The organism is Candidatus Binatia bacterium (assembly GCA_036382395.1).
In the GTDB taxonomy this organism is placed as follows: Bacteria; Desulfobacterota; Binatia; order HRBIN30; family HRBIN30; genus JAGDMS01.
The window spans coordinates 1-8,781 of record DASVHW010000277.1 but is presented as its reverse complement, the minus strand read 5'-3'; the positions used below and the strand labels follow the sequence as shown (position 1 = coordinate 8,781).

General features: G+C 64.3%; 10 protein-coding genes. All 10 read right to left on the bottom strand.

Features of this window, described 5'->3' with window-relative positions; genetic code table 11:
* Positions 1-236: 236 nt before the first annotated feature.
* A complete protein-coding gene (locus tag VF515_12875; GenBank protein ID HEX7408530.1) occupies positions 237-722 on the bottom strand; it encodes a hypothetical protein in 486 nt (161 codons plus the stop codon).
* Positions 723-974: 252 nt separating this feature from the next.
* The gene (locus tag VF515_12870; GenBank protein ID HEX7408529.1) at positions 975-1,328 is read right to left on the bottom strand and encodes a 4Fe-4S dicluster domain-containing protein; all 354 of its coding nucleotides are present in this window, start codon (positions 1,326-1,328) and stop codon (positions 975-977) included.
* Between the two features lie 11 nt (positions 1,329-1,339).
* Complete coding sequence (locus VF515_12865) at positions 1,340-1,870, bottom strand: Rrf2 family transcriptional regulator (GenBank protein HEX7408528.1); 531 nt, start codon at positions 1,868-1,870, stop codon at positions 1,340-1,342.
* 32 nt (positions 1,871-1,902) lie between these two features.
* A complete protein-coding gene (gene folP, locus VF515_12860) occupies positions 1,903-2,733 on the bottom strand; it encodes a dihydropteroate synthase (GenBank protein HEX7408527.1) in 831 nt (276 codons plus the stop codon).
* A gap of 108 nt (positions 2,734-2,841) precedes the next feature.
* Positions 2,842-3,624: an enoyl-CoA hydratase-related protein gene (locus VF515_12855; GenBank protein HEX7408526.1), complete on the bottom strand. Its 783-nt coding sequence runs from the start codon at positions 3,622-3,624 to the stop codon at positions 2,842-2,844.
* A 146-nt stretch (positions 3,625-3,770) separates the two neighbouring features.
* Positions 3,771-4,325, bottom strand: a complete 555-nt coding sequence (locus VF515_12850) for a YqgE/AlgH family protein (protein ID HEX7408525.1) — start codon at positions 4,323-4,325, stop codon at positions 3,771-3,773.
* A gap of 58 nt (positions 4,326-4,383) precedes the next feature.
* Positions 4,384-4,767 carry a response regulator gene (locus VF515_12845; GenBank protein HEX7408524.1) on the bottom strand — a complete coding sequence of 128 codons (384 nt, stop codon included), beginning with the start codon at positions 4,765-4,767 and terminating at the stop codon, positions 4,384-4,386.
* 145 nt (positions 4,768-4,912) lie between these two features.
* Entirely contained in the window at positions 4,913-5,443 is a 531-nt protein-coding gene (locus tag VF515_12840) for a YceI family protein (GenBank protein HEX7408523.1), read from the bottom strand.
* 4 nt (positions 5,444-5,447) lie between these two features.
* Positions 5,448-6,938: an NAD-dependent succinate-semialdehyde dehydrogenase gene (locus VF515_12835; GenBank protein ID HEX7408522.1), complete on the bottom strand. Its 1,491-nt coding sequence runs from the start codon at positions 6,936-6,938 to the stop codon at positions 5,448-5,450.
* A 166-nt stretch (positions 6,939-7,104) separates the two neighbouring features.
* The gene (gene ilvA, locus VF515_12830; protein ID HEX7408521.1) at positions 7,105-8,316 is read right to left on the bottom strand and encodes a threonine ammonia-lyase; all 1,212 of its coding nucleotides are present in this window, start codon (positions 8,314-8,316) and stop codon (positions 7,105-7,107) included.
* Positions 8,317-8,781: the final 465 nt, after the last annotated feature.

Here is an 8,781-nt window from a genome sequence, read left to right as displayed (position 1 = left end):
TGTAACAGGGCTGACTGTCTGCCGTCAGTGCCGGACCGGCTTTCTTGGCTGACGCCTTACCTCGTGGCGAGGCGGCCGCGGCGGGAAGTGCTGCCAGGATCAATACCAACGCGATACCGACCGAACGCTTCATCGCTGCCCCCCTGATCGTCGAGCGGTGTATACCACGCGCTGGCGGGGGAGGGAACGTAGGGCTTGTCCCCGTGGGACTGTCGCCGTTCTGAGGCGTGGCCTCGCTAGCGTGCACGCGTTGCCGGATCGTTCGCGCCCAACAGGACCGTTTGGATACCCCATGGCCGCGCGCTCGGCCGGCCCGATGGGCCATGCGCTTCGAGTCGGAAGGACACCTCGGTGCGGGTATGCGTGCGCAGCACGGTGTTGCCGATTCCGAAGCCCGCCAGGATCTGTGGCAACTGCGGGAAGAACTGCGGCTCGCCGGCGACGAAGGAGTCGACTTTCGCGTGGAGGATGCGCTCGACTGCATCCAGGCCATAGAAGAAGTGCCGGATGTTCGCCTCGCCGCCGATCGTCGGTGCTAGAGGTTGTGCATAGGTCCCGTTGACGATCTCCATTCTTCCGCCGGCGATCGTGGCGCGCAGCGTATGGAGAGCCGAGCGCTTGCCACTGGTGGCGGCCCGCTGTTCCAGCTCTTCGTACGTTTGCGCGTCGAGTTCCAGCACGGTCCGCAGTTCAGGGTGCGCGCGCAGCCGTTCCGCGGACATATCGATGACGAGCGGCTGAGGAGGACAAATCTCGGCAACAGGGGCGACGTGGCCAGCCGTTGGCGCCAGCCTGAAACGTAAACCTGCCCCTGCGCCGTATCCGCCTCGTCCATGAAGGGTGTCCGCTTGTATCGCGGACGGCGCAGTGTCTCAAGCTACAGCGCCGCGCTGTTATTGCAACGCACGGGCTGTCTCACACTCGGTGGGCGAAGGGCGCGGCTGCAGCCGCCGCGCGCGGAAGAACAATCTGGTCTAAGTGACCAAGCCCCACTTGCGCTTGTTCGCTTCGATCTCTTCGGCCGCCGGCTTGGGCTTCTGCTCGTGCTTGGCGACCTCGAAGTCGCTGCTGTGCTCCATGATCTTGTAGTTCAGCGGCGTATCGTCGGCGAAGATGTCGGGGACCGCCGCCTCTTCGAAAATCGCCTGCCACGGGCATTCCGGCTCGCAGGCGCCGCAGTCGATGCATTCGTCGGGGTGGATATAGAGCTGATTGGGGAAGGTCTCGGCGTCGGTTCCCGTGTAGCGGTAGATGCAGTCGACCGGGCACACCGCCACGCAGTCGGTATCGACGCAGTCTCTGCACAAGCGGGTGATGATGTAGGCCATTGCCTCCTCCTTCAGGTCGCCTTGGACTCGCGCCGCAAAGGGTGCGGCGAGGTGTCACGCAGGCGCAGCACCAGTCCGTGACGATCCGCGATGTCTCCGATCGAGATGTCCTCCAAATACTCGGCCAGGACCTTTTGCGCGCCGGTCCAGATTTCGATCTGCGTACAGACAGGGGCAAAACTGCAAAAGGATTCGCGGTGATCAACGCAGTCAACGAGTGACAGGTTCCCCTCGATACTCTCGTAGACCGCGCGCACCGATATGCCGTGTGGCGGTCGCCCCAGACGAAACCCGCCATGGGCTCCGGGTACGGACGCCAGAAACCCAGCGCCGACCAACGACCGCAAGATCTTCGACAGAAAATGCGGCGGGATGCTTTGCCGCTCTTGAATCTCGGCGCGGCGGACGATCCGTTCCGGCGGTTGCGCCGCGAGGTAGCACAAGGCACGGATGGCATAGTCGACACGCCGCCCCACATTCATGATCGAACTGCGCGGCAGGTTGTGCCGAGACGGGCTGCGTTGCATGAGTTGCACGGGCATTGCTCAAATATAGACTCCTAGACTCCGTGATGTCAACGCGATCTGGGAGGTGGATGCTTTTCCCGGATGGCCTCGGCCACGCGGACCGCGTCGAGGGTTGCGGCCACGTCGTGCGTCCTCACCACGGCGGCCCCGTTGTAAACGGCGATCGCAGCCGCGCCGAGCGAGCCATGCAACCGTTCTTCCGCAGTGGCGCGTCCGGCGAGCTTGCCGATGAAGGACTTGCGGGAAATTCCGACGAGCAACGGATACCCGAGCCGGCGGAGATGGGACAACCGGGCCAGAACAAGGCTGTCGAATTCGTACCAGGGCAGGGCGGCACGGCGGAAGAAGCCGATGCCCGGATCGAGGACGATGTGGTCGCGCGCAATACCTGCGCCGCGAGCCCGTTGCAGACACTGCCGCAGCAGCGACGCGATCATCGTGATCGGGGCGGCCGCGCTCGGGGACTGCTCCAACGCCATGAGGATCACGCCCTCGGCCTGGCGCGCGACCTTGGCCATGGCGTGATCCTGCCCGAGACCACTGACGTCGTTGATGATGGAAGCTCCGGCCTTCAACGCCGCCGCCGCGACGCGGCTGCGCTGCGTGTCGGCCGAAATCGGCACGCCGGTCACCTGGCGCACGGCGCCGACGGCCGCCACCATGCGTTCTGCTTCCTGCTCCTCGCTGATGGTCCCCGTGAGGTACGGTGCAGTGGACATGGCCCCGATGTCGAGAATGTCGGCCCCGTCTTTGACCATCTGCGCCGCCAGTTTCTGCAGCGCACGCTTTCCGTGCGCCACCGAACCCGGGTAGAAGGACTCGCGACTGACGTTGATCGCCCCGATGAGGCGTACCGGAAAGTCGTCGCCAACTTCCACACCGGCCAGATTGGCGTACAACCGCTTAGGGTTCGAGGGTTCGGGGGGTCGAGGGCTCAAAGGTATTGATATCCCCTCAGGTTGCAGCACCCAGGACTCAGGACGTACTCACTTCCCCTTCCACTCCGGCTTGCGCTTCTGCGCAAAGGCCACGACGCCTTCCATCATGTCCTCGGAATGGAAGAGGGCGCCGACCAGCGGATACGACTTGGTCATGGCTTCTTCGAGGGGCATGCCCTGACTGAGGAGGGCTACTTGCTTGGTGGCGCGCACGGAAGTGGGCGAGCATTGGATGATCTCGTTGGCCCAGCGCTCGGCGGCGGTGGCGAGATCCTTCGCGGGTACGACTTCATTGACCAGTCCCAGGCGGTGCGCTTCCTCCGCCAGGATGTGTTTGCCGGTGAGCATCAGGCCCATGGCGATCTTGGGCGGGATGTGCCGGGGCAGGCGCTGCATGCCGCCGGCCAGCGCGGCGAGTCCTACCCGTGGCTCGGGTAGACCGAAGCGGGCGTGATCCGCGGCGACGATGATGTCGCATGCCAGCGCGATCTCGAAACCACCTCCCAGCGCCAGACCGTTGACCGCGGCAATCACCGGCTTGAACAGGTCGAAGCGGGCCGTAATGCCGCCAAAGCCGCCGGCGCCGCTCGCCACCGACGCCGCCATCCCATGCTGGGCGGAGTACTTCAGATCGTTGCCGGCGGAGAACGCCTTGTCACCGGCACCGGTGACGATCGCCACCCAACATTCCGGATCCGTGGCGAAGTCATCCCAGATCGCCGACAGCTCCGCGTTGGCGGGCGGATGGAGGGCATTCATGACCTCGGGGCGGTTGATCGTGACGCGAGCAATGCGTCCCTGCTTCTCGTACTTGATGAACTCATAAGCCATGCCTTCCTCCTGTGCGCCATCTCCTCTGCGGAGACGGAACGGCGATGACAGGCCTATACCAAACCGGCGCACAAGCAGAAAGCTGGCCGCCGATGTGAGGTCGAAAACTCTCGACGATGGACTGCCGACCAGCAACTGCGTCCAGATCAGTGCACGCCGCTGCCCATCTGCAGAGAGTACGGGTTGATACCGAGGCTGCGGATGGCCGCTTCCCACATGTTCTCGGCGGACGTTTCAAAGATCAGTGCCTTGGACACGTCGATTGTCAGCCAGGCCGAAGCCGCCAGCTCTGCTTCGAGCTGCCCACCGCCCCAGCCTGCGTACCCCAGCAGGAAGCGGTGCTCGGCGCTGGATTCGGATTCTATGACCTGTCGCAACGTGTCAGCCGATGCCGACAGGAAGAGTCCGTGGCCGACATCGAGCGAGCCTGGCGTGCCGGGATCGTAGCCGAGAAGCAGCCAACCACGCTGCGGCTCCACCGGCCCGCCGATCCAGACTTCAAGCCCATTGTCGCGGACGGGAGGCGGTTCGATTATGGTGACGGAGGTCGCGAGCGTGTCCGTCTTCCGGTTCACCACCAGACCCATGGTGCCGTCCTTCTCATGCCGGCACAGCAACACCACCGAGCGCGCGAAGTTCGGATCCTCCATCTGCGGCATCGCCAGCAGCAGTGTCGGGGCTAACGAATCCTCACCCATCATCCTATTCCTTCCACCGCTCCGCCTGCTCGCGGAGCGGCCGTGCGTGACGGTAGCACAATCAGGTCTCAGGCCTACTCGGCGTGAGAGATTCCAGGTTGGAGAGAAACTGCTGCAGCACATCGGGGTCGATCGGTTTGACCAGATGATGATTGAAGCCCGCCTCACGCGAGCGGCGGCGATCCTCCGCTTCTCCGTGCCCGGTGATGGCGACGAGCACGACCTTCTCGTCGCCCTGCTGCTGCCGCAGTTGCCTGGCGACCTGCCAGCCATCCATTCCTGGTAAGCCGATATCCATCAACACCACCTCGGGATGGTGGGTCTGCACCGCCTGCAGCGCGGACTGTGCCTCGTGGGCGACCTGCGTCTCATGGCCCCACAATTCGAGCAGCATGGCAAGACTCCGTGCCACCTCCTCGTTATCGTCCACGATTAGCACGCGCATCGCTGTCTTCGGTGCGGGTTCCTTCAATCGCATCAATGCTCGCTTCGGCCGGGCCGCGGCCAGCTCGTGTATCGCACGCTCAACAAATTATCCGCCCGTGCCCATCGTGACGCAATAACGCGATAGCAGCGGGATTCTCCCGCCGTCAAGTTCCATCCGCCGGTACCGAAATGCGCACGCTCACGTCGGGCCTTACCTTGAGGGTGCCGAGTAAGGCGCGGTACGGCCGGATGCCGAAATCCGGCTGGTGGATCCGTGCCTCACCCACGAACCGGGATTGTTCCCTGCTTATGCGGACAGTGACCTGCCGTTTCCGTCCGTGGAGCGCCAGCGTTCCCTTGACGAGGTAGCCGCCGTCGTTCTCTTGCACGGATGAACTGGTGAACGTGATTTCAGGATAAGCACCCGCATCGAGGACGTCGCGGAAGATGTTGTGATCGATCTCCCGCTTGTTGCTTGCGCTCAGCGTGCCAGGTGCATCGACGCCGTCGCTCGTGGCACAGACCGTGCGCAGCGACGCGGCATCGAACCGTGCTTCGACGGCTCGCCTGCGTTCGTCGACGCCGATACTGAACTTGGTAACACGAATCTTGAGGTCGTGGGCGACGGCGGCCAGCAAACCTTCCTTGTACGTGAAAACGAAACACTCTGCGGAGGAGGCGTCGAAGTGCCGCAAGACGCTACCCTTTGGCTGGTCCGATCCAGACGGTCTGGATGTTCACGAACTCTCGGATGCCGTACTCGGACAGCTCGCGACCGTAGCCCGATTGCTTTACGCCGCCGAAGGGAAGGCGTGGGTCGGACGTCACCATGCCGTTGATGAACACCTGACCTGCCTCGATCTCGCGCGCCAGATGCCGTGCCCGGGGAAGATCGGTGGTCCACAGGTTCGCACCCAAGCCAAACGACGAGTTGTTGGCTACCCGGATGGCCTCGTCCGTATCCCGCACGCGCATGAGCGCGGCCACCGGACCGAAAACCTCTTCACACGCCGCCGCCATGTCGAGCGCGACCTCGGACAAGACCGTCGGCGTGAAGAAATACCCGCGCCCGGCGCGGCGCGTGCCGCCGGCGAGGAGCGTGGCTCCCTGCTCGATCGAACGGCGGAGCTGCTGCTCGAGATCGTCCCGCAAGTCATTGCGCGCCAGCGGCCCCATCTGCGTCGAGCGGTCGGTGGGGTCGCCAACCCGCAGCGCTTTCACGGCCGCGACGAAACGCCTCTGGAATTCGTCGAACGCGGCTTCCACGACGATGAAACGCTTGGCGGCGATGCAGCTCTGGCCGGCATTCTGGTAGCGCGAGCGCACGCCGACCTGAACGGCGGCGGCGAGATCGGCGTCGGCGAGCACGATGAAGGGGTCCGAGCCTCCGAGCTCCAGCACGGTTTTCTTGATGTTCCGGCCGCTGACTTCCGCCACCGAACGGCCGGCGGCGTCACTGCCGGTGAGTGTGACGGCGGTGATGCGGTCCTCGGCGATCAGCCCGCTCACCGCCGATCCCGGGATGAGCAGGGCTTGAAATGCGCCCGGCGGAAATCCGGCGGCCCGAAATACTTCCTCCGTGGCGAGGGCGCACTGCGGCACGTTCGAGGCGTGCTTGAGGATCGCCGTATTGCCGGCCATGAGCGCGGGCGCGGCGAAGCGAAACAGCTGCCAGAAGGGAAAGTTCCACGGCATGACCGCCAGAATCGTTCCCATCGGGGTGAATTGGACGTAGCTTTCCGTGGCGCTCGACGGACGCGGTTCGTTCGCGAGGAAGCGTGCGGCATTGTCGGCATAGAAGTCGCAATTCCACGCGCACTTGTCGATTTCCGCCTCGGCCTCGACGATCGGCTTGCCCATCTCGGCGGTCATGAGACCGGCCAGGCGTGACCGATGCTGACGCAGGTAGACTGCGGCCCCATGCATGAGCGTGGCCCGCTCGGCAAACGACGTGGTACGCCACTTCCGATAGGTATCGTGGGCGCATTTCAGAGCCCGCTCGATCTGTTCCGGGGTTGACGCCTCGAACGTCGCGAGAACGTCTTCGGTTGCCGGGTTGATGGACTGGATCAGTGTCTCAGTGCTCATGTCGGAGCCCTCCAGTGTCGCCATCATAGCCGCCCTGGACTCTCCGGTCACGCCGTGTTCCAGGCGCTGGCCCAGCCAGTGCGGATCGGAGATCTGCTGCATTACGAAATTTTCACCGGCGAGGCGCGCTACCGGGTGGAACTGGCGGTGACGGGTGAGGACGTGGTCTCCGTGGCGGGAGGAAGCTACCGCGCCTGGCGGATCGAGCCGCGGGTGTGGAAGATCGGCACCGGCGACGCGAGAAGTGACAGCCTCGGAAGAATGTCTTTTACGGTCCGTTCAGCTCGAGGACAAATCCCGCTGCGACGAGTGCTTGCTGGATGTCGGCGATATGCTCCCGGCCGCGGGTTTCGAGTTCGAGGATTACCTTCGCTTGTGTCAATGGCAGGCCCGGATGGGCGCGCTCGTGGCGGATCTGGTGGATGTTCGCCCGGCAGGCGGCGATGCAGGAGACGAGCCGTTGCAGCTCGCCCGGCCGGTCGGGCAAGCGGGTGCTGAAACGGAACAGCCTGCCTTCCTGAATGAGACCGAGATTGATGATGCGGTCCAGAAGGTTCATGTCGATGTTGCCGCCGGAGATGATGACGGCAACCTTGGAAGCCGCGCTCGGTAGGCGCCCGGCGAGACAGGCGGACACACCGACGGCGCCCGCGCCTTCGACCACCGTCTTGGCGCGCTCCAGCAGCAACAGGACGGCGGCGGCAATCTCGGCGTCGGTGACCTCCACGGCCAGCTCGAGTGCCGCACGAATGATGGCGAAGGGTTCGACCCCGATTGTCCTGGTTGCCAAGCCGTCGGCGATGGTGTCGACATGTGGCAGGTGAACGGGCGCTCCGCTTTGCAGGCTCGGCCTCAGGCTCGATGCACCTGCCGCCTGCACCGCCACGATGCGGGCACCGCAGCCGGCACCGCGCAGGGCCGAGATGATGCCTGCCAGTAGGCCGCCGCCACCGACCGGCACGACGACCGTATCGACGTCAGGGAGCTGTTCGAGCAACTCCAGTCCCAGCGTGCCTTGCCCGGCGATCACGTCGCGATCGTCGAAGGCATGCACGAATGTCGCGTGTTGGTCCGCTGCCAACGCCAGCGCGTTCTCGTACGCTTCGCCGTAATCGCGCCCGGCCAGCACGACCTTGGCGCCATAGCCGACTGTTGCTTCCACCTTGCTGAATGAAGCTGTCTCCGGCATGACCACGGTCGCGGTGACGCCGGCCATGCGGGCCGCGTACGCCACCCCCTGGGCGTGGTTGCCGGCCGACGCCGTGATCACTCCGCGGGCGCGCGCCGCCGCATCGAGCAGCTGGATCTTGTTCAGCGCGCCGCGCACCTTGAACGAGCCGGTCTTCTGTAGGTTCTCGAGCTTCAGGTAAATCTGTTTGCCGCACAACGCGCTGAACGTGGTGCTGAGGTCGAGCGGCGTGGCCTTGACCACATCGGCGGCGCGCTGGCGCGCGGCCCGGATCTCGTCGATGGGGATCATGGACGGCACGCCGCTGTATCTAGCATCGATCCGACGCCGGATGGAATCGTGCGGCTCAGAAAATGGCGGCGGCGCGCCTATCGGCCGGCTCAACGGGTTCCGGGATGTGGGCGTGAAAGCCCCCGTGTGACACTATTCCCAGAAACTCGTCGGTGTGGACTTACTAATCACTCGTGTCGCGGGCCATTTTTCTGTCGGCGGTGTATGTTCAGGACTGTTAGAATGCGGTATCGTCGCATCGATTCGGCCTTCGTGGAGGAGTGTGTCCCATGACAACTGCCAGACATCGAACTAGCGTGCGAACGCTGCTCTTGTGCACAGGGGTCTTTTTCCTTTCCGCCTGTGGCGACAGCGACCTGCCGATGGTCGCAACGCCTTCGCCCCCTGTGACGGCCACGGCGACTCCAAGCCGGGCTCCGACGCAGAGTCCAACTCCCGACCCGATCGGACAACTACCGACCGATG